Genomic DNA, 20158 nt, shown 5'->3' on the forward strand with positions numbered 1-20158 from the left:
TACTCCCGGTGGCGGTGTACCCAGGTTTCCAAAAATTCGGCAACGACGCAGAAAACGACGTAACCCCCGTGTGATCCCTCACACGGGGGTTACTGGGTCGTACTTGGACGCCGTCAGTTCTTGATCGGCGCCGCGATCGCCGCGGCCGAGTCGGGGACCTGGCTGGACGACGCGTCCTCACCGGTGAAGATGAACTTCGCGTTGTCGCCTTCGCCCTCGATGGTGACCTTGACGATCTGCCCCGGGCGGAGCTCGCCGTACAGGATCTTCTCCGACAGCGAGTCCTCGAGCTCGCGCTGGATGGTCCGGCGCAGCGGCCGGGCACCCATGACCGGGTCGTAACCACGGTCGGCCAGCAGCTGCTTGGCCTCGGGCGAGACGTCGAGCCCCATGTCGCGGTCCTTCATCCGGGCGTCGACCTGAGCGAGCATCAGGTCCACGATCAGGATGATCTCCGCCGGCGTCAGCTGGTGGAAGACCACGATGTCGTCGACACGGTTGAGGAACTCGGGCCGGAAGTGCTGCTTGAGCTCCTCCTGGACCTTGGCCTTCATCCGCTCGTAGTTGGAGTCGGCGTCGTTGGACTTGGCGAACCCGACCCCGATGCCCTTGGAGATGTCGCGGGTGCCGAGGTTGGTGGTCATGATGATGACCGTGTTCTTGAAGTCGACCACCCGGCCCTGGGCGTCGGTCAGGCGACCGTCTTCCAGGATCTGCAGCAGCGAGTTGAAGATGTCGGGGTGGGCCTTCTCGATCTCGTCGAACAGGACCACCGAGAACGGCTTGCGCCGCACCTTCTCGGTGAGCTGGCCGCCCTCCTCGTAGCCGACGTAGCCGGGAGGCGAGCCGAACAGCCGGGAGACGGTGTGCTTCTCCATGAACTCCGACATGTCCAGGCTGATCAGCGCGTCTTCGTCACCGAAGAGGAACTCCGCCAGCGCCTTGGACAGCTCGGTCTTACCAACACCGGACGGGCCGGCGAAGATGAACGAGCCGCCGGGACGGCGCGGGTCCTTCAGCCCGGCGCGGGTGCGCCGGATCGACCTGGACAGGCCCTTGATGGCGTCGTCCTGACCGATGATCCGCTTGTGCAGCTCGTCCTCCATGCGGAGCAGGCGCTGCGACTCCTCCTCGGTCAGCTTGAAGACCGGGATGCCGGTGGCCGTCGCCAGGACCTCGGCGATGAGCTCCTCGGTGACCTCGGCCACGACGTCCATGTCGCCGGCCTTCCACTCCTTCTCGCGCCGCTCGCGCTTGAGCTGGAGCTGCTTCTCCTGGTCACGGAGCGCGGCCGCCTTCTCGAAGTCCTGCGCGTCGATCGCGGACTCCTTGTCCCTGCGGACGTTGGCGATCTTCTCGTCGTACTCGCGCAGGTCCGGCGGAGCGGTCATCCGGCGGATGCGCATCCGCGAACCGGCCTCGTCGATGAGGTCGATCGCCTTGTCGGGCAGGTAGCGGTCGCTGATGTAGCGATCGGCCAGCTGCGCGGCGGCCACCAGCGCGCCATCGGTAATGGACACCCGGTGGTGCGCCTCGTAGCGGTCGCGCAGGCCCTTGAGGATCTCGATCGTGTGGCTGAGCGAGGGCTCGGCCACCTGGATCGGCTGGAAGCGCCGCTCCAGAGCGGCGTCCTTCTCCAGGTATTTGCGGTATTCGTCGAGGGTCGTGGCACCGATGGTCTGCAGCTCGCCACGCGCCAGCATCGGCTTGAGGATGCTGGCGGCGTCGATCGCGCCCTCGGCCGCGCCCGCGCCGACGAGCGTGTGCAGCTCGTCGATGAACAGGATGATGTCGCCGCGCGTGCGGATCTCCTTGAGCACCTTCTTCAGGCGCTCTTCGAAGTCGCCGCGGTAGCGCGAGCCCGCCACCAGAGCGCCGAGGTCAAGCGTGTAGAGCTGCTTGTCCTTCAGCGTCTCGGGCACCTCGCCCCTGACGATCTTCTGTGACAGGCCCTCGACGACGGCGGTCTTGCCGACGCCGGGCTCGCCGATCAGAACCGGGTTGTTCTTGGTCCTCCGGGAGAGGACCTGCATGACCCGCTCGATCTCCTTCTCACGGCCGATGACCGGATCCAGCTTGCCCTCGCGGGCGGCCTGGGTCAGGTTGCGGCCGAACTGGTCGAGCACCAGGGAGGTCGACGGGGCCGACTCCTGCGGGCCGCCCGCGGCGGCCGGCTCCTTGCCCTGGTAACCGTGGAGCAACTGGATGACCTGCTGCCTGACACGGTTGAGATCGGCTCCAAGCTTGACCAGCACCTGGGCGGCCACACCCTCACCCTCACGGATGAGCCCGAGCAGGATGTGCTCGGTGCCGATGTAGTTGTGACCCAGCTGCAAAGCCTCACGGAGCGACAGCTCAAGAACCTTCTTGGCCCGCGGGGTGAACGGAATGTGCCCCGACGGAGCCGACTGGCCCTGGCCGATGATCTCCTCGACCTGCTGACGCACTCCTTCAAGGCTGATGCCCAGGCTCTCCAGAGCCTTGGCGGCTACGCCCTCACCTTCATGGATCAAACCAAGAAGAATGTGCTCAGTGCCGATGTAGTTGTGGTTGAGCATCCTGGCCTCTTCTTGGGCCAAGACGACAACCCGCCTTGCTCGGTCGGTGAACCTCTCGAACATCTCGTCGCTCCTCACAGAGCGGTCAGTCAGGCCGGTAAATCCGGTCCCGTCATCCCGCATGCTAGCCCTGGCTCGGCGAACCGTGCCCACTGCCACTGACACGCTCTATAGCAGAGACGTTCCCCGGGAGCAGGGCGTTCACCCTCTATCCAACTACCGATCGGGGGTTACGTGTTCCCGATACGCCGCAAGCGAACGATGTTTAGGTGGCTTCCGTGAAGCGCCTGGAATTGGCCGCCACGGCGCCGGCAGATCAACATGGATCGGCTTGCGGGCAGTGCCGGGGAGAGGGCTCGCCCGTGCATCGCCGATGCCTCATCCGCGAGCCATACGCAAACATCCTATGTAAGGAAGCGCGCCCGCCGCCAATCGATCGTGGTACGGCACCCGCGGGTCGCGGAATCTCGGTCGTGCCACGGCACCCGGCAGGCCGCGAAAATCTCGATCCCCGGCACGGCGCGCGGGCCGCGAAATCCCGATCCCGGCACGGCACGCGCGCGCCGCGAAATCGCCGGTCCGGTCAGCGAGGTTACCGATCCGGGCCGTGGCGGTTACCGATCCAGACCGTCGCCGCACCGGGTTGCTCACACCGGGGCTGGAACGCACCATGCCAGAAAACCGCCCGGAATCGACCGAGCGGGCAGCCCAAAATGATCACATATGGGCGATTAGAAGATCGCCGTCACGAACCGTCCACCATTTGAGAGGCGGCTATAAATGATCATGCGCTTATGGCGTTCGCCGGGGTTCTTAGGCGAGCGGCATAAGCGCATGGTCAGGAGATGGCTCTCTAGTGAGCTTGTTCGTACTTCTCCACCACGGTAGAGGCGATTCGGCCACGCTCGCTCACCGGCAGACCGTGAGCCTTGGCCCACTGCCGGATCTCCGAGCTCTTCTCGCGGCTCATCGCACGCTGCCCGCCGCGACCGCGCCGACGCGTGGTCACGGCACCGGACCGACGAGCGTGCTGTACGAAAGGCGTGAGCGCGTCCCTCAGCTTCTTGGCGTTAAGGTCGCTCAGGTCAATCTCATAGGAGGAGCCGTCAATAGCGAAGCTGACCGTCTCATTGGCCTCGCCCCCATCGAGGTCATCGATGAGAATCTCCTGGATCTGCTTGGCCATCTACGCAATCCTTTCGCGGAGCATTGTTTCATTCGCCAGGGCAAACATATACCCGGAAAGGCGCGGAGACAATTCAGCGCTACAGAGATTCTGCTGAGCGGCGGCTCAGTTGCGGCTCAGTTGTGGTTCTCGGCCTGATCCTGGGGGTTTGGACGGCGTCCGGCGGCCTCGGATCGGACCAACTTCACTACGCCAAAGATGAAGGCGGCGCCCACCACCACCGGCGGGATCAGCGCTGACAATACGTCGGTAAGGGCCTGCATTCGTCCTCGCCTCCACAGCGGACGGGGGTTTCGATGGGCGCTTTATCCACAAGCGGCCTGGGCATGAGCGCCCCTCATGCCTCACGAGGTGGACAACCGCCCGCACCCGACCATAGTGGTACATGGATGCCGTCCATGTGCCATGTGCGCCAACATCCGGCAACCCGGACGCCCCATAGCCTAATGCCAGTCTCTCCAGGCTCCTTACCGGATCAAGCGAAAATTTTGCGGAAAGACTTCTGTCCAGGCCCACAAGGCTCAGCGGAGATCTTTGATCACCCGCGTTCCGGCGAGCCGGTCGTGCGGCCCACGCTGCAGCGGCTTGTCGATCAAGATGAGGATCCCGACGCCGAAGACGAAGATTCCAGCCAGCACATTGAGCACCGGAATGCCCATGACCATCGCCGCTCCCGGATAGACCAGGGCCCGTTTCAGCAGAGCACCGCGCCGAAGGCCGCTCGGTTCGAGGCGAATCTTCATGATCGCCTTGCCGAACGTACGGCCGCTCATGGAATGCGCGGCCCAGTCATAGACCGTATATCCCAGCCCACCGAGCAGCCAGGCGAACACGCCGGGCAGCCGGCCGTCGAACGTCTCCAGCAACCCGACAGTTCGGAAGCCGCCCCACAGCGCGACGAACAGAATGTAATAGAAGACACCGAAGACGAGGGCTTCAATGAGCCGGGCGGCCAGGCGTTCCCACCATTCCGCGGGGACGGCGTCACTCCACGGCGGCAACCCGGTCATAACCCACCTCGCCCCTTCGGCGAACCGACCGCTACCCATTTTGCTGCCGCCCGCACATACAAAACAGAGGCCGACCGGTGGCCAGCCTCTGTTTCGCGTCCGCGAAGACTACTTGATCTTCACTACCACCGTGTTGCTGAACTTGTCGGCGAACGTCTGCTGCAGCGGCTTGTCCCAGAGCTGGGAGGCGCCGTTCAGCGCGACGACGATCCCGCCGAGCAGCGCCCCGACCCACGGGATGAAGCCGAGGATGTATCCGCCCCACGTGCCACCGGCCCGCTTGAGCGCCACGTCGTTCGGCAGGCCGCCCGGAGGCAGCATGGTGCCCGTCGGCACGATCTTGATCCCCATGACCATCTTGCCGACCGTCTGGCCGCTCATCTTGGTCATGAAGAACTCGTAGGCGACATACACCGCCGTCATCACGATGGCCACCACGATGCCGTAGGCGGTCGGCCCCAGCAGACCGGTCGTCGTGCCGGTCGCGGAGTTGTAGCCGGCGAGCAGGATGGCCCCGAAAACGAGACCGATCACCCAGTTCGCGATGCCGAAGATGACACCGTCGATGATCCTCGCCACGAGCCGCTGCCACCACTCGGCGAGCGGGGCCGGGGCGCCGGGCGGTTGCACCCCATGTGGCTGCGGCTGCCCGTAGCCGGGCTGTTGGCCGTACTGGGGCTGCTGACCGTAGCCAGGCTGACCGTACTGCTGCTGCTGACCGTAGTCCGGCTGGCCGTACTGCTGCTGGCCGTAGCCGGGTTGCGACGGCTGCTGCTGGCCATAGCCCGGCTGGGACGGCTGCTGCTGCCCGTAACCGGGTTGCTGCCCATAGCCGGGCTGCTGGCCCGACGGGGGCTGCTGGCCGTACTGCTGCTGGCCGTAGCCGGGTTGCGACGGCTGCTGCTGACCGTAGCCCGGCTGGGACGGCTGCTGCCCGTAACCGGGCTGCTGGCCGTAACCAGGCTGGGATTGCGGTTGCTGACCGTAACCGGGTTGCGATTGCGGCTGCTGACCGTAGTTGGGCTGGCCGTACTCGGGTTGCTGACCCGAAGCCTGCTGCTGACCGTATCCGGGTTGCTGACCGTATCCGGGCTGCTGCTGGCCGTATTCCGGTTGCTGGCCGTAGCCGGGCTGCTGCCCGTACTGCGGCTGCTGCCCGTACTGCGGCTGCTGTCCGTACTGCGGTTGCTGCGACTGCTGGCCGTAGCCCGGCTGCTGCTGCTGACCGTACTGCGGCTGTTGGCCGTAGCCCGGCTGCTGTTGCCCGTAGTTGGGTTGCTGACCGTAGGCGTCGTCCGCCCGGTAGCCAACGACCGTCGCATCCGGGTCGGGCTCGCCATAGGGACGGCCCGCGTTGTGATGTCCGTATTCAGATCCGCCAGGCGCAGAGTTCTCGCCGGATTCGTCCTGTGGATACGGCGGCTGTCCGGTGCTCACCGTGTCACCTCGCTTCGAGTGCGCATGTGGCACGTGTCAGGACACATGCCTGTGCTGCCCAACGTATCGACATAGGTATCAACAATCACCTTTCCCATTAGTCAAGGTCCGCGTCACCCGATGTCAGGTGGAGAAGCATGCGGGTGTTCCCCAGGGTGTTGGGCTTGACGTGTTCGAGGTCGAGGAACTCGGCGACACCCTCGTCGTACGAGGCCAGCAGCTCCGCATAGACCTCGGGTGAGACCGGGGTGCCCTGTACGGGGCGGAATCCATGCCTCGCGAAAAAATCCACCTCAAAAGTCAGACAGAAAACCCGGCGCAGGCCGAGTTCCCGGGCCGTTTTGATCAAGGAAGAGACGATCCGGTGCCCGATTCCGAAGCCTCGGAACTCCGGATCGACGGCCACCGTGCGAATCTCCGCGAGATCCTCCCAAAGCACGTGCAGCGCGCCACAGCCGACCACTTGGCCGCCGCGCTCGGCGATCCAGAACTCCTGCACATCCTCGTACAGAGTGACGGTGGCCTTCTCCAGAAGCCGGGGCCCGGCGCCCGCGTAGGTGTCGACCAGGAGACGGATCGTCCTGACATCCGGCGTGCGGGCACGCCGGACGACGACTTCCGTGTCCGGGACTGTCACTTCGGCGACCTGCTCCATGGGTCTCCAGCGTACAGATCCGATTACGGCCTCCCCCTAACTCTGACGTCTCTCCCATCTCATGACATCTCGTGGTCGATCGAGCACGATGCGGGATGCCCTTGGCCGATAGGCTTCCATGCCTTGACGAACTTGGTGCAAAAAGGACATAAAGTTTGTTCAGCACCGACAGGCGCGAGACCACCTCGTGACCCTTCGGTTGCGAAACCTCTACAGACTTGGCAGTTCTGGTTGAGCACGAACCCGGAGTGCACTAGTGTCCAGCGACGATGTCACCCACGCGAGCCAGCGTGGAGACGCGCCCAATCCCCGTAAGGGGAGCCGGGGACCCGCCGGTGGCGACCTCATCCCGACGCCACCACCCATGGGGTGAATCCGAGCGAGTCGTTCGGTAGGGCTGCTCCGGCCCGAACCCGTCAGCTAACCCGGTAGGCGCCGATGAGAGGAGCTGGTTGGTGAAGCAGACTCGCGATCGCGGGGGGAAGCCGGCGGGCGCTCACGCCCGCTCTCCGGAGCTCCGGAAGGTCCCCACCCGGTTGGGTGTCATCGCGGCGACCATCGCCACCCTCCTCTTCGCCATACCCGTCGGCTCCGCCGTCGCCGATCCCAAGCCCTCGCTGAAGGACCTGTCCGAGCAGGCCGAGGAGCTCCACACCCAGATCGAGACGCTGAGCGAGGAGTTCAACGGCCAGCGGGAGAAGCTCAAGAAAGCCAGGAAGTCGGCTGAGGCGGCCCAGAAGACGCTGTCCACCAGTGAGGCCGATCTGGCCGCCAAACACGCCAAGGCCGCGCTGCTGGCCCAGAACGCCTACATCAGCGGCGGCTTCGGTCAGGCGCTGGCATTCGGCACCTCCGACGACCCTGAGAGCTTCCTCGACCGGGCGGCCACCACCTACGCGCTGGAGCAGCAGCAGGGCTTCGAGGTCAACCAGGTGACCACGGCCAGGCAGGCCGCCGAGCAGGCCAGGGCCAGCGCCAAGACGCGCATCGACGAGGTCGAGAAGATCGTCGAGGGCCTCGGCACCAAGCGCGACAAGATCACCAAGCTCGTCGCCAAAGTCGAGAGCAGCCTCTTCAAGCGGGCGATCGGCGAGGCGGGCCGTCCCGGCACCCGGGCCACGCGGGTCGACCTGCCGGTCATCGGCGCCGGCAAGGCGGCCACGGCTGCCAGGTGGGCGCTCACGCAGCAGCTCAAGCCGTACGTCTGGGGCGCCGAGGGGCCGACCTCGTACGACTGCTCCGGCCTCGTGATGGCGGCCTACCAGCGGGTGGGCATCTCACTGCCGCACTACACCGGCGACCAGTGGACGGCCGGACGGCACATCTCCAAGGAGGAGCTGCGCGCCGGCGACCTGGTCTTCTTCTATGGCGACCTGCACCACGTCGGCATCTACATCGGCGGCGGCATGATGGTCCACGCGCCGCAGACCGGCGACGTCGTACGTATCGCGTCCATCGCCCGCCGTCCGTTCGCGGGCGCCGTACGCATCGCCGACTGACCTCCGGACACCACGACAAGCACTCTGACAGCTGGGGCCCGGGCGGCTGGGCCGGTCGAGCGGTCAGATGAGCTGGCGACGGGCGGCCCAGGCCACGGCCTCGATCGCGGTGGCGACGCCGATGCGGTCGCAGATACCCCGAAGTCTCCGGCGTACCGTGCGCCCGCTGATATCCAGTCGTCTGCCAACCCGATCAACCGTGACCCCCTTGGCAAGCTCCGCCAGCAACGCCAGATCCGCGTGGCTAAGCTCGACGCTCTCAGTGAGCACATACATCGGGAGCCCTCCCCCCAACAGCAGAACTCGAGACGTCTATGTCCGAGCAGAGCTGCAGCTCGTCTCGCAGACGGTAAACGCATTCTGGAAAGGTCGTCAAGCCAGCGAATACCGCCCTCTGACCATCGCCATTGACATGATCGGCGGTATGTGAAGTACTCGCCATATGTCGGCACACTTCGGGGCCCGATGAGGGATCACAGCCGTCCTTACAACGGCTCCAGCCCCGCTCCCCACGAGCACCGCGGACCTGCTGGGCGCCGAATCCAGGGAACGCGAATATTCTTCGCATTCAATATGCGAAATATCGGAAATGTAGCTGCTTGGGGCACCCATTTGTACCCTTGCGCGGCCGAGTCGGCAGCGCCCGCCAAAGACCATGAACGGTTCATGCGCCAGAGGGAGAAGCCACTCGGCGCAGGCGGCCAGGAGATGTCCGCTCCCCGCGTTTAGGGGCCGGCGAACTTCGCCGCCCGCGTTCTCCTACTCGCCGCAGGAGATCGGGCCGCTGTCAACCCGACAGCGGCCGGTACGGCCCGGCGTGGGAGCCGGGCCGACACCCTTCGGCGGCAGGCGGGTCAGTTGGTCGGCTTGACCAGCGGGAACAAGATCGTTTCCCGGATGCTCTTGCCGGTGAAGGCCATGATCATCCGGTCGATCCCGGCTCCCATGCCACCCGTGGGCGGCATGGCGTACTCCAGCGCCTGCAGGAAGTCCTCGTCGAGCTGCATGGCCTCCGGGTCGCCCCCGGCGGCCAGCAGCGACTGCTCCACCAGGCGCCGGCGCTGCTCGACCGGGTCGACGAGTTCGGAGTAGGCGGTGCCCAGCTCCGTGCCGAACCCGATGAGGTCCCACTTCTCGGTCAGCAGCGGGTTGTCGCGGTGCTGGCGGGTCAGCGGGGAGGTCTCCAGCGGATAGTCCATGACGAACGTCGGCTGGATGAGCGTGTGCTCGACGAGGGCCTCGAAGATCTCCTGGACGAGCTTGCCCTGGCCCCACTTCGGGTCCCAGTGGATCTCGCGGCCGTCGGCGAGTTTCCGGACCTGCTCCAGCGGGGTCTCGGTGGTGATCTCCTCGCCGAGCGCCTCGGACACCGCCCCGTACAGGGTGATGCGCGGCCACTCGGGGATGCCCAGGTCCACCTCGACGCCGTCATGGACGACCACAGAGGTGCCCAGGGCGGCCACGACGGCCTTCTGGTACATCCGCTGGGTCAGGTCGGCCATGTCGTTGTAGTCGAGGTAGGTGCCGTACGCCTCGATCATGGTGAACTCGGGGTTGTGCGTGGAGTCCGCGCCCTCGTTGCGGAAGTTGCGGTTGATCTCGAAGACCTTCTCGATGCCGCCGACCACGAGCCGCTTCAGGTAGAGCTCGATCGCGATGCGAAGGTAGAGCTCCATGTTGTACGCGTTGATGTGGGTCTTGAACGGCCGGGCCGCCGCGCCACCGTGGATCGGCTGCAGCATGGGCGTCTCGACCTCGAGGTAGCCCTCCTCGTGCCAGAAGTCGCGCACCGCGCGCACCGTGGCGCTGCGGACGCGGGCCATCTCCCGGGCCTCGTCGTTGACGATGAGGTCGACGTAGCGCTGGCGTACGCGGGCCTCGGGGTCGGTGAGGCCGACGTGCTTCTCCGGCAGCGGGCGCAGGCACTTGGCGGTGATCTGCCAGCGGTCGGCCAGGATCGACAGCTCGCCCCGGCGGGAGGTGATGACCTCGCCCTCCACGCCCACGTGGTCACCCAGGTCGACGTCGCGCTTCCAGGCCGCCAGCGACTCCTCGCCGACCTTGTCGAGCGAGATCATCACCTGCAGGTCGCCGCTGCCGTCGCGGAGTGTGGCGAAGCAGAGTTTGCCGCCCACACGGTTGAGCATGACGCGGCCCGCGACGCCGACCTTGTCACCGGTCGCGGTGTCCGGGTCGAGGGCCTGGTATTTCTCCCTGACCTCCGCGTTGGTCGCCGTGCGGGGAAAGGTCACCGGGTAAGGATCGACGCCCTCACTGCGAAGGCGGTCGAGCTTCTCCCTCCGGATGCGCATCTGCTCGGGAAGTTCGTCGCTCACAGCATCAAAGAGTAGGGGATATGGCGAACTGCAAGGGCTCGTCACCTCTCTGCAGGGTGGCTGCAAGAGCTCTCCCGTACCAATGACACATCGAGCTCAGGGGGGAACCGGCAAGGCGCCGGCCCAGGGGGAGCTCAAGGAGAGATCATGATGAAGAAGCTCGCGACCGGCCTCGCCGCCGTCGCCGCCACGAGCGCGCTGGCCTTAGCGCTGCCCTCGGCCGCCAGCGCCAGCACCGCGGACTCCGACTCCTGGGGTCCGGCCTACTCGCAGCACTACCAGGCCAAGGCCTCCGGCTGGGTCAGCGTGGATTGGGCCGACGACGACCACGAGTCGAACACGATCACCGTCAAGGGCAAGCTCTGGGACCTGGACAACCGCAGCTACGACGAGGGCGGCAAGTGCGCGTACGTGAAGTTCCAGGCCAGCGACTTCGACGACAACTGGTCGACGGTCTACACCAAGAAGTACTGCGGCTACCCGGCCTTCAAGCGCTTCTCCTTCGACAGCGACGACGTCTCCAGCCTCCGCGTGAAGGTCTGCCAGATCGACCTGCACGGCTCCTACCCGCGCAACTGCGGCAGCTGGGGCTACCTGTACACCGGCGAGTCCGAGTAACCGGCCAGGTAGAGACAGTCCACGAACGCAAGCGGCCCCCTCACCCGAGCGGGGGGCCGCTTGTTCATGTGGTGTTCCGGTTGTAGATCAGCCGCAGGCCGATCAGCGTCAGCCACGGCTCGTGCACGTCGATCGAGCGCGACTCGCCCACCACCAGCGCCGCGTGCCCGCCGGTGGCCACCACGGTCACCTCGTCGGGGTCGTCGGCCAGTTCGGCCGTCATCCGCTCGACGATGCCGTCGACCTGGCCCGCGAAGCCGTAGATGATGCCGGCCTGGAGCGCCTCGACGGTGTTCTTCGCGATGACCGAGCGTGGCCTGACCAGCTCCACCTTGTGCAGCTGGGCGCCCGCCGCCGCCAGGGCGTCGACGGAGATCTCGATGCCGGGCGCGGTGACCGCGCCGATGTACTCGCCCTTGGCCGACACCGCGTCGAACGAGGTCGCGGTGCCGAAGTCGACGATGACGCAGGGGCCGCCGTACTGGTCGATGGCCGCCAGCGCGTTGACGATGCGGTCGCTGCCGACCTCCTTGGGGTTGTCCATGCGGACGGGCACGCCGGTACGTATGCCCGGCTCCACGATCACCGCGGTGACGTCGCCGTAGTAGCGGCGGCACATCTCGCGCATCTCGTTGAGCACGCTCGGCACGGTCGAGCAGATCGCTATGCCGCTGACATCGGCTCCCTTGAGCAATGGAGACTGGGCGAGCAGCCCTTGGAGCACGACCGCGATCTCGTCGGCGGTGCGGCGGGCGTCCGTGGCCAGCCGCCAGTGCTCGATGACTTCCTCGCCCTCGAACAGGCCGAGCACCGTGTGCGTGTTGCCGACGTCGATCGTTAGCAGCATCGATTACCCCCGTAGATCCAGTGCGATGTCGAGGGCCGGCGCCGAGTGCGTGAGCGCTCCCACCGCAAGGTAGTCAACGCCAGTTTCGGCCACAGCACGGGCCGATTCCAAGGTCAACCCTCCACTAGCCTCAAGCTTCGCCCGATTTCTCACGATGTGGACGGCTTGGGCGGTCTCCTCGACCGTGAAGTTGTCGAGAAGGATCTCCTCGGCGCCTTCTTCGAGCACCGGGCCGAGCTGGTCGATCCGGTCCACCTCCACCTCGATCGGCAGCTCCGGATAGCGCTCTCTCACCGCGCGGAACGCCTCGGCCACGCCGCCGGCGGCCACCACGTGATTGTCCTTGATCAGCGCCGCGTCCGACAGGGACATCCGGTGGTTGACGCCGCCGCCGCGGCGCACCGCGTACTTCTCCAGCGCCCGCAGTCCGGGCAGCGTCTTACGGCTGTCACGTACCCTCGCCCGGGTGCCACTGACCGCCTCGACCCACCTGCCGGTCAATGTCGCGATGCCGGACAGGTGCGTGAGCAGGTTGAGCGCGGTGCGCTCCGCCGTCAGCAGGCCCCTGACCGGGCCCTCCACGGTCATCAGTACGTCGCCCGCCCGGACGCGCTCGCCGTCCTTGGCCCGCCGCTCCGTACGGGCCGCGCCCAGCCGGACGAACACCGCCTCGGCCACGGCCAGCCCGGCGACGATGCCGTCCTTGCGGGCCACCACGTCCGCGACCGCGCGCTGCTCCGCCGGAATGGTGGCCAGGCTCGTCACGTCGCCCGCCTCCTGCAGGTCCTCGGCGAGCGCCCGGTCGATCAGCGCGTCGATCTCCGCCGGATCCAGCCCGGCGGCGGCGAGCTCCTGCGCCAGTCGCGGCGGCGTGGTGTCGCCGTGCGGCGTGTACGTCACCTGGGGCCCCTCCTCGGTCAGGGTCACGTCCAGGTGACCCAGCCAGTCATTGTCGTCTCGGTCGGGGAAGTCCTCGCGCCAGTGCGAGCCGCGGGTCTCCAACCGGGCCCGGGCCGCGCCGACCAGCACGGTGGCGACGGTCAGCAGGTTCGTGGCCTCCCACGACTCGGTGCACGGCTGGACCTGGACCGGGGTCCAGCGGGCGTCGCGGAGCGCCCGCGCGGTCTCCGCGAGCGACTCGCGGCCGCGCAGCACGCTCGCTCCCCCGCTCATGCGGGCCTGGACCTTGGCACGGATCCTCGGGTCGGCCAGGCCCGTGGCCGCCTGGCTCGCGACCACCTCGCCCGGCACCTCTTTCGGCCGCACCGACGCGTGGATGTCCGCGGCGATGCGTTCGGCGAAGACCAGGCCCTCCAGCAGCGAGTTGGACGCGAGCCTGTTCGCGCCGTGCACGCCCGTGCAGGCGACCTCGCCGCACGCGTAAAGGCCCTCGATGGAGGTACGGCCGTGCAGATCGGTCCTGACCCCGCCGCTGGCGTAGTGCGCGGCCGGGGCGACGGGGATGGGCTCGGTGGCCGGGTCGATGCCGTGCTCGCGACAGACCGCGTAGATCGTGGGGAAGCGGGTCTTCCACCGCTGCGCGCCGAAATGGCGGCCGTCGAGGAAGACGTGGCTCTGCCCGCTCTCGCGCATCGTCCGCATGATGGCCTTGGCGACGACGTCGCGCGGCGCCAGGTCGGCCAGCTCGTGCACGCCGTTCATGAACGCGCGGCCCTCATGGTCGATCAGGAAGGCGCCCTCGCCCCTGACCGCCTCGGAGATCAGCGGCTGCTGCCCGGTCGACTCCTCGCCGAGCCACAGCACCGTGGGATGGAACTGGACGAACTCGATGTCACGCACCACGGCCCCCGCCCTGAGCGCGAGCGCGACGCCGTCACCGGTGGAGACGACGGGATTCGTGGTGGACGCGTACACCTGCCCCATGCCGCCGGTGGCCAGCACGACCGCCCGCGCGTGCACCGCGCCCACGCCGTCGCGGGCGCCCTCGCCCATGACGTGCAGCGTCACGCCCCTGGCCCGGCCGCGCGCGTCCGTCAGAAGGTCGAGGACCAGCGCGTGCTCGATGACCTCCACCGCGCCCGCCCTGACCGCCTCGGCCAGCGCCCGCTGCACCTCGGCTCCGGTGGCGTCGCCGCCCGCGTGCACGATCCTGTCGCGCCGGTGGCCGCCTTCCCGGGTGAGCTGGAGCTCGCCGTCGGGGGTCCGGTCGAACCGGGCGCCGCGCTCCATCAGCCGCCGCAGCGCGCCCGGTCCCTCGGTCACCAGCGTCCGTACGGCCCGCACGTCGCACAGGCCCACTCCGGCGATCAGCGTGTCGCTCAGATGCTCGTCGGGACTGTCGCGCGGGTCGAGCACGGCCGCGATCCCGCCCTGGGCCCACCGGGTCGACCCGGACGAGAGCACGTCCTTGGTGACGACGAGGACCTTGGCCGCGGGATCCAGCTCGGCATAGCGCAGGGCCACGGTCAGCCCCGCGATGCCGGAGCCCACGACGACCACGTCCGCCTCGGCGATCCAGCCGGGATCGGGGGCCGTCAGTCGGAGGGGAATCGCCGGTGCACTCATGGAGTCTCCTCATTGAGGCGATTTCGTCAATATGACGATAACCCACGGGCGAAGGTGGCGCCTCCGGGGGGTGGCTCAGTCCTCCAGGTATGCGTAGAGCTGTGGCGATACCTCTGTCAGGCCGGATCGAGCGACAGGACGGCGTTGTCGATCAGCCGGGTGGTGCCGACTTTGGCGGCCACCGCCAGCACCGCCTCGCCCCGGTATGACTCGCTCACTTCGGCGAACGTGGCCGGATCGACGAGCACCAGGTAGTCGAGCGCGAGCCGGGGAGCCGCGCCCTCTAGCACGGCCAGCGCCGCCGCGCGAATCCTGGCCGGGACGGACTCCGCCGCCCCCTCCGGAAGGGCCACGGCCTGCGCCGCGCCCGCCTGTAGGGCCCTGGAGAGCGTCAGGGCGACCTGCCGCTCGTCGGCGGACAGGTAGCGGTTGCGGCTCGACAGCGCCAGGCCGTCGGGCTCGCGGACGGTCGGCGCGCCGACGATGTCGATCGGCAGGTCGAGGTCGGCGACCATCCTGCGGATCATGGCGAGCTGCTGGGCGTCCTTCTGCCCGAAGACCGCCACGTCGGGCTGGACGAGGTTGAACAGCTTGAGCACCACCGTGAGCACACCGTCGAAGTGGCCGGGCCGGACGGCGCCCTCGACGATCGTGCCCATCTCGCCCGACTGGACGCTGACCTGGCGGCCGGCGGGGTACATGTCATCGGCCGACGGGGCGAAGACGACGTCCACGCCTTCGGCCCGGCACGCCTCCAGGTCCGCGTCGAATGTCCGCGGATAGCGGGAAAAATCCTCGTTTGGCGAAAATTGCAGAGGATTGACGAAGATGCTGACCACGACGTGGTCGGCGCGTACGCGGGCCTCGCGGATCAGGGAGCGGTGACCCTCGTGCAGCGCACCCATGGTGGGCACCAGCGCGACGCTCCCCTCGCCGCGCGCTTTGACCAGGTCGGTGCGGTTCTTGGCGACGATCAGGTCCATATGTTGCCTCCGAGCGCGTCGAGCAGGCGCTCGGCCTCTTCGGGCTTCAGCAGCCCCGCGGCGAGCGCGCGGTCCGCCGTGAGCCTAGCGAGGGCGATGTAGGCGTCGGCCGCCTCGGGTGCCGCCAGGATCAGGGCGTCGACATGCTTGCGTACGGTGCCCGCGTCGCCCCGCACCACGGGACCGGTCAGCCCGGCGATGCCGAGCCGCAGCACGTTGTCGAGCGCCGCGCCGAGCAGCGGACCGAGCATGATGCCCGGATGCTCCACGCCGATGCCCCGCAGGAGCTCCTGCGACTCGGCGATGAGCGTGACCATGTGGTTGGCGGCCCCGGCCAGGGCCGCGTGGTAGAGGGCACGGTCGGAGTCGGCGATCCAGACCGGCTCGCCGCCCATCTCGATCACCAGCGCCTCGGCGATGGGCCTGAGCGTGTCGGGCGCCGTCACGCCGAACGAGATGCCGGTGATGCGGTTGAGGTCGTCGTCCCGCCCGGTGAACGTCATCACCGGATGGAGCGCGAGCGGCAGCGCGCCCGCCCTGGCGGCCGGCTCCAGCACCGACAGCCCGTACGCGCCGCTGGTGTGCACGAGCAGCTTGCCCTGCAGGTCCGCGCCGGTCGACGCCAGACCGTTGACCAGATCGAGCAGCGCGTCGTCGGGCACGGTGAGCAGGATCAGCCCAGCCGTCCTGACGACCTCCTCAGGCCGCGTCGGCCGCACGCCGAGTCGCTCCGCCGCCCACCGGTGCGAGGCGTCGGAGACCCCGCTGGCGGCGACCACGTGGTGTCCGGCCTGCGCCAGTGCGGCACCGAGCACCGAACCCACCTTGCCCGCGCCCAGCACGCCCACGGCCAGCCGCGCCGGCCGATCCCCTGCGTCCATGACGTCCACCCCTGTCGACCCTGATGGCACTGCCGCCCAGAGTAACGGCCGTTCGCGACTACGTACGTGACCAGGCTTTTGCCGCATGTTGAGTTACCCATAAAAGGGACAAGGGCATACAAAACATGCACCCCCTGTCGGAAGAGATGAGAGAGGGGTTCATCTCGTGGTGGCGGGCGCCGAGTTGACGACCCGACGCCCGCGTTGATCTACGGGGGGGGGCTTACTTCGTGAGATAGTCCAGGGCATGTGGCTCACCTGGCGCGCCGCGATGCAGCACGCGCTGTACGGCGAGGACGGTTTCTACCTCCGCGAGCGCCCTTCAGGCCACTTCCGTACGTCGGTCAGCGCCTCGGCCGCCTTCGCCGACGCGGTACTGGCCCTGCTCACCCAGGTCGACGCCGACCTCGGCGCCCCTGACACCATCGACCTGGTCGACATCGGCGCCGGTGAGGGCGCCCTGGTGGCCCGCGTGCTCGAGGCCGCCGAGCCCGGACTGCGCGCCAGGCTCAACATCACCGCCGTCGACCTCTCACCCAGACCCGACGACCTGCCCAAGAGCATCGACTGGCGCCCCCGGATCCCCTCCGTCATCACCGGGCTGGCGATCGCCAACGAGTGGCTGGACAACGTCCCGCTCGACGTGGCCGAGCAGACGGCCGACGGGCCGCGGCTGGTTCTGGTCGACACCGAGACGGGCGAGGAACGGCTGGGCGACCCGGTGCCCGACTCCGACCGCGCCTGGCTCGACCGGTGGTGGCCGTCGCTGGGCCGCATCGGCTCGCGCGGGGAGATCGGGTGCCCACGCGACGCCGCGTGGGCGGCCGTGGTGAACCGGCTCAGGAGGGGTCGCGCGGTGGCCATCGATTATGCACACCCTGTGGATAACCGTCCGTGCCATGGCACACTCACCGGCTACCGAGATGGTGCGGTCGTCGCGCCCATCCCCGACGGCACCTGCGACATCACCGCTCACGTGGCGCTCGACGCGTGCGCGGAGGCCGGTCGGCGGGCCGGTGCGATATCCACAGGCTTGTCCACACAGCGCGATGCGCTAAGGGCTTTGGGGGTCACCGGCACGCGTCCGCCCATCGACCTCGCCCACGCCGATCCGACGGCTTATCTCCGGGCCCTGGCCCGCGCCTCGGAGGAGGGCGAACTGATCGACCCGAGGGGTCTCGGCGGCTTCGGCTGGCTCGTCCAGGAGCGCCGGTGACCCGTCGGCGAAGGACCGGCTACTTCCTCCCCAGGGACCCCAGCCACGACGCACCGGCTACTTCCGCTCCCCCGGAGGGGGTTCCTGCCCAGGGACGCCAGCCACGACGGACCGTCACAGAGACCGAGACAGCCTTCCCGGGGATCGGAAGCGGACCGTCCGTCAGGGCAGAGGTCCGTTGGAAGAAACCCACTCCCGGAGGGCGGACGGTCGTCGTGGCCGCGCTAACCCGTCGTCAGGTCGAGAGACTTCAGGCCGCGGATGACGTAGCCCGGCTTCCATTCCGGCTCGCTGACGAGTTCCAGCTTCGGCGCCCGCTCCAGCAGGGCGCCGAACGACTCGATCAGCTCGATGCGGGCCAGCGGCGCGCCCAGGCAGAAGTGGATCCCCGCCCCGAAGGAGATGTGCGGGTTGTCCGGCCGTCCCACGTCGAGCCGGTCAGGGTCGGCGAACACCGTCTCGTCGCGGTTGGCCGAGCCGAACAGCAGCGCGACCTCGGCCCCGCGCGGGATCTCGACCCCGTGCACCTCGATGTCCTCCAGCACCCACCGCTCGAACATCTGTAGCGGCGTGTCCCAGCGCATCAGCTCCTCGACGGCCGTGGGCAGCAGACTCCGGTCCTCGCGCAGGCGTACCAGCTCGGCGGGGTTCCTGAACAGGGACCACCAGCCGTTGCCCGTCACGTTCACGGTCGCCTCGTGACCGGCGTTGAGCAGCAGCACGCACGTACCGATCAGCTCGTCCTCGGTGAGCTCCTCGATCGCCGCGAGCGCGCTGATCAGGTCGTCGCCCGGCCGGACGGCCCGCGCGCGGGCCAGGTCCGCGAGGTAGGCGGCGAACTCCGCCGCCGCATTGGCGGCCACGTGCTGCGACTCCACGCTCGGGTTCAGCTCGTACATCTGGCAGATGTCGGCCGACCAGGGGCGCAGCAGGTGCCGGTCCGCCTCGGGCACGCCGAGCATCTCCGCGATGACGGTCACCGGCAGCGGCTCGGCCACCTCGGCGATCAGGTCGCCGCCGCCCTTCTCGACGAACGCCTCGACCAGCCCTTCGGCGATGGCCCTGACCCGGGGGCGCAGCGACTCGACCATGCGCGGCGTGAACGCCTTGGAGACCAGCCGGCGCAGCCTGGTGTGCACCGGTGGCTCGACGTCGAGCATGCCAGCCCTGGTCACCCGCCAGAACGGCTCCTGGAACGCCGGCTCCTCCGGCCTGCCGAACTCCTCGTGCGTGGCCACGTGGAGGTAGGAGCGGCCCAGGCGACGGTCTCTGAGCAGCGCGTTCACGTCCGCGTGCCGGGAGATGAGCCACTGCCCCGTCGGCTCGAAGTAGCTGACGGGGGCCTCACGCCTCAGCTCCGCGTACGCGCCGTAGGGATAGGCAACAAAATCCGGATTCCAGGGATCGAATCGCACTTTTTCATCTTATGAGGAGGCTTGCTTGGCGTGCCTGCTCCGCATCCGGATGTTGAGCAGCTCCACGATCACCGAGAAGGCCATCGCGAAGTAGATGTAACCCTTGGCGATGTGCTGGCCGAGTCCCTCGGCGATAAGCACCACCCCGATCAGCACCAGGAACGCCAGAGCCAGCATCTTGATGCTCGGATGCTTGTCCACGAACCTGCTGATCGGCCCGGACGCGAACAGCATCACCAGCACCGCCACGATCACCGCGGCGATCATCACGCCGAGCTCGTCCACCATGCCCACCGCGGTGATCACCGAGTCGAGCGAGAACACCACGTCCAGGATCATGATCTGCACGATCACCGACGCGAACGAGGTGACGGCCCGTCCCTTGCCGCCCTCCTCCTTCAGCTCCATGCTGTGCCCGATCTCGGTGACGCTCTTGGCCAGCAGGAACAGGCCGCCCAGCAGCAGGATCAGGTCACGCCCTGATATCCCGTGCCCGAAGACCTCGAACAATGGCGTGGTCAGCCGGACCACCCACGACAGTGCCAGCAGCAGGAGCAGCCGGCTGATCAGCGCCGCGCCCAGGCCCATGACGCGGGCCCGGTCGCGCTGCTCCGGCGGCAGCTTCCCGGCCAGGATGGAGATGAAGATGATGTTGTCGATACCGAGGACGATCTCTAGTGCGACCAGGGTGAAAAACCCGATCCAGATCTGAGGGTCGGCCACCCAGTCCAGCATTAGGTACTCCTCACAGCAGGGGTTTCAGTTACCAACGAGGCAGAGGCCGCATAAGTTCGCGGTTGCGATTCATGGCCGGGTGTCGGTTATAGTGCGGATGTAGGTCATGAGTGCCAGCGCATAGCCCCGGCTTGCTGGCCGGCAACCCTCGCGTCCGCGGCGGGGTGCCCCGGGTGAAGACCTGGTCCGCCACGAGGTGTGGTGGGCAAGCGCGGGCTCGCTGGGTGTTCCGGGGGTCCGATGGCCCCAGGAGGTT

General features: G+C 67.7%; 17 protein-coding genes and 2 riboswitches. Of the genes, 4 read left to right on the forward strand and 13 right to left on the reverse strand.

The window, feature by feature from the left end:
- Positions 1 to 113: 113 nt before the first annotated feature.
- From ACIBO2_RS17285 to ACIBO2_RS17300, 4 genes are all read right to left on the reverse strand, one after another.
- Positions 114 to 2621 (reverse strand): ATP-dependent Clp protease ATP-binding subunit, encoded by a 2508-nt coding sequence (locus tag ACIBO2_RS17285; protein ID WP_358533530.1) that lies wholly within the window; start codon positions 2619 to 2621, stop codon positions 114 to 116.
- A gap of 790 nt (positions 2622 to 3411) precedes the next feature.
- On the reverse strand, positions 3412 to 3744 hold the full coding sequence (locus tag ACIBO2_RS17290; protein WP_357653944.1) for an Lsr2 family protein: 333 nt from the start codon (positions 3742 to 3744) through the stop codon (positions 3412 to 3414).
- Positions 3745 to 4265: 521 nt separating this feature from the next.
- A complete protein-coding gene (locus ACIBO2_RS17295) occupies positions 4266 to 4754 on the reverse strand; it encodes an RDD family protein (protein ID WP_358533533.1) in 489 nt (162 codons plus the stop codon).
- Positions 4755 to 4862: 108 nt separating this feature from the next.
- Positions 4863 to 5384 carry an RDD family protein gene (locus tag ACIBO2_RS17300; RefSeq protein ID WP_358533536.1) on the reverse strand — a complete coding sequence of 174 codons (522 nt, stop codon included), beginning with the start codon at positions 5382 to 5384 and terminating at the stop codon, positions 4863 to 4865.
- Between the two features lie 3 nt (positions 5385 to 5387).
- Between ACIBO2_RS17300 and ACIBO2_RS17305 the strand changes: the two genes are divergently transcribed.
- Positions 5388 to 6266, forward strand: a complete 879-nt coding sequence (locus tag ACIBO2_RS17305) for a hypothetical protein (protein ID WP_397297835.1) — start codon at positions 5388 to 5390, stop codon at positions 6264 to 6266.
- A 22-nt stretch (positions 6267 to 6288) separates the two neighbouring features.
- On the opposite strand, the gene ACIBO2_RS17310 is transcribed toward ACIBO2_RS17305, so the two are convergent.
- On the reverse strand, positions 6289 to 6846 hold the full coding sequence (locus ACIBO2_RS17310; protein ID WP_357653942.1) for an amino-acid N-acetyltransferase: 558 nt from the start codon (positions 6844 to 6846) through the stop codon (positions 6289 to 6291).
- A 289-nt stretch (positions 6847 to 7135) separates the two neighbouring features.
- Positions 7136 to 7296: riboswitch (cyclic di-AMP (ydaO/yuaA leader) on the forward strand.
- A gap of 5 nt (positions 7297 to 7301) precedes the next feature.
- On the opposite strand from ACIBO2_RS17310, the gene ACIBO2_RS17315 reads away from it, so the two are divergent.
- Positions 7302 to 8345, forward strand: coding sequence for an NlpC/P60 family protein (locus tag ACIBO2_RS17315; RefSeq protein ID WP_397297837.1), 1044 nt, complete (start codon positions 7302 to 7304; stop codon positions 8343 to 8345).
- Positions 8346 to 8408: 63 nt separating this feature from the next.
- Here the strand turns inward: ACIBO2_RS17315 and ACIBO2_RS17320 are convergent, their stop codons facing one another.
- Together ACIBO2_RS17320 and lysX are read right to left on the reverse strand one after the other, a co-directional pair.
- Positions 8409 to 8621, reverse strand: coding sequence for a LuxR C-terminal-related transcriptional regulator (locus ACIBO2_RS17320; RefSeq protein WP_357653940.1), 213 nt, complete (start codon positions 8619 to 8621; stop codon positions 8409 to 8411).
- A 578-nt stretch (positions 8622 to 9199) separates the two neighbouring features.
- Positions 9200 to 10681, reverse strand: a complete 1482-nt coding sequence (gene lysX / locus ACIBO2_RS17325) for a bifunctional lysylphosphatidylglycerol synthetase/lysine--tRNA ligase LysX (protein WP_358533545.1) — start codon at positions 10679 to 10681, stop codon at positions 9200 to 9202.
- A 147-nt stretch (positions 10682 to 10828) separates the two neighbouring features.
- On the opposite strand from lysX, the gene ACIBO2_RS17330 reads away from it, so the two are divergent.
- Complete coding sequence (locus tag ACIBO2_RS17330; protein ID WP_358533548.1) at positions 10829 to 11299, forward strand: hypothetical protein; 471 nt, start codon at positions 10829 to 10831, stop codon at positions 11297 to 11299.
- 64 nt (positions 11300 to 11363) lie between these two features.
- Here the strand turns inward: ACIBO2_RS17330 and ACIBO2_RS17335 are convergent, their stop codons facing one another.
- The 4 genes from ACIBO2_RS17335 to ACIBO2_RS17350 all read right to left on the reverse strand — a co-directional run bounded on the left by ACIBO2_RS17335 (position 11364) and on the right by ACIBO2_RS17350 (position 16536).
- A complete protein-coding gene (locus tag ACIBO2_RS17335; RefSeq protein WP_357938804.1) occupies positions 11364 to 12146 on the reverse strand; it encodes a type III pantothenate kinase in 783 nt (260 codons plus the stop codon).
- Positions 12147 to 12149: 3 nt separating this feature from the next.
- Positions 12150 to 14672, reverse strand: a complete 2523-nt coding sequence (locus ACIBO2_RS17340; protein WP_358533551.1) for an L-aspartate oxidase — start codon at positions 14670 to 14672, stop codon at positions 12150 to 12152.
- 116 nt (positions 14673 to 14788) lie between these two features.
- A complete protein-coding gene (gene panC, locus ACIBO2_RS17345) occupies positions 14789 to 15655 on the reverse strand; it encodes a pantoate--beta-alanine ligase (RefSeq protein ID WP_397297841.1) in 867 nt (288 codons plus the stop codon).
- Positions 15646 to 16536: a Rossmann-like and DUF2520 domain-containing protein gene (locus ACIBO2_RS17350; protein WP_397297843.1), complete on the reverse strand. Its 891-nt coding sequence runs from the start codon at positions 16534 to 16536 to the stop codon at positions 15646 to 15648. Before ACIBO2_RS17350 ends, panC begins: the two co-directional genes overlap by 10 nt.
- A 247-nt stretch (positions 16537 to 16783) precedes the next feature.
- Between ACIBO2_RS17350 and ACIBO2_RS17355 the strand changes: the two genes are divergently transcribed.
- Entirely contained in the window at positions 16784 to 17752 is a 969-nt protein-coding gene (locus ACIBO2_RS17355; protein ID WP_358533559.1) for an SAM-dependent methyltransferase, read from the forward strand.
- A 224-nt stretch (positions 17753 to 17976) separates the two neighbouring features.
- Here ACIBO2_RS17355 and ACIBO2_RS17360 read toward each other — a convergent pair whose 3' ends face one another.
- Complete coding sequence (locus ACIBO2_RS17360; protein ID WP_397297845.1) at positions 17977 to 19167, reverse strand: cytochrome P450; 1191 nt, start codon at positions 19165 to 19167, stop codon at positions 17977 to 17979.
- A gap of 9 nt (positions 19168 to 19176) precedes the next feature.
- Positions 19177 to 19902, reverse strand: a complete 726-nt coding sequence (locus ACIBO2_RS17365; RefSeq protein WP_358533565.1) for a TerC family protein — start codon at positions 19900 to 19902, stop codon at positions 19177 to 19179.
- A gap of 102 nt (positions 19903 to 20004) precedes the next feature.
- Positions 20005 to 20120, forward strand: a riboswitch (SAM riboswitch).
- The last annotated feature ends 38 nt before the right edge of the window (positions 20121 to 20158 follow it).

The sequence above is a fragment of the Nonomuraea sp. NPDC050022 genome (assembly GCF_044460705.1).
Lineage (GTDB): Bacteria > Actinomycetota > Actinomycetes > Streptosporangiales > Streptosporangiaceae > Nonomuraea.